Below are 589 nucleotides of genomic sequence, written 5' to 3'. Positions count from 1 at the left end.
TGTTCGGTACAGTATGGGGTATTTACCATGCGCTGACAGCCATCGGTATGTCCGGTCAGGCATCGATCGACAAAGTAGCGGGCCCAGTGGGTGAAGCGCTGATCATGACTGCGATCGGTCTGGCAGTGGCTGTTCCTGCGGTTCTGGGTTACAACTTCCTGGTACGTCGCAACAAGAGCGCCATGGAAGAAGTCCGTGCCTTCTCCGCTGACCTGCACTCTGTCGTTCTGTCCGGCAATATGGGCAAGACAGCAGCTAAAAAATAAGTTGTATCAGGTTTAAGTTAAACCAAGACCCTTAACCACAGAGGCACAGAGACACAGAGGAAAAACCAGAGAACACCATTACTTGCGAAAGAATATTCCTGAGTAAAGTAATGGTCATGCAAGAAGATTTTCCTCCTGCTTTTCTCTGTGTCTCTGTGCCTCTGTGTTGAGTGGTCTTAAAAGGTCTGCGTAACACGAAAGAGAACACATTATGGCAATGGCAATTGGCAATGATGGTGATGGCGAAGACGAAGTCAACAGCACCATCAACACCACCCCGCTGGTCGACGTCATGCTGGTTTTGCTGATCATCTTCCTGATCA

2 protein-coding genes are annotated in these 589 nt (G+C 49.2%); both read left to right on the top strand.

All coding sequences use genetic code 11. The annotated features are described in order from the left end of the window. The coding region (locus ACO0LK_RS26980; protein WP_422980605.1) for a MotA/TolQ/ExbB proton channel family protein at positions 1–266 on the top strand (266 nt) is incomplete at its 5' end. A 211-nt stretch (positions 267–477) separates the two neighbouring features. After that, positions 478–589 (top strand): ExbD/TolR family protein (locus ACO0LK_RS26975; protein ID WP_422980606.1); only part of this gene is annotated, 112 nt, incomplete at its 3' end.

This window comes from Undibacterium sp. Ji49W, assembly GCF_049340205.1.
Lineage (GTDB): Bacteria > Pseudomonadota > Gammaproteobacteria > Burkholderiales > Burkholderiaceae_D > Undibacterium.
This window is presented reverse-complemented; position numbering and strand designations above follow the sequence as displayed.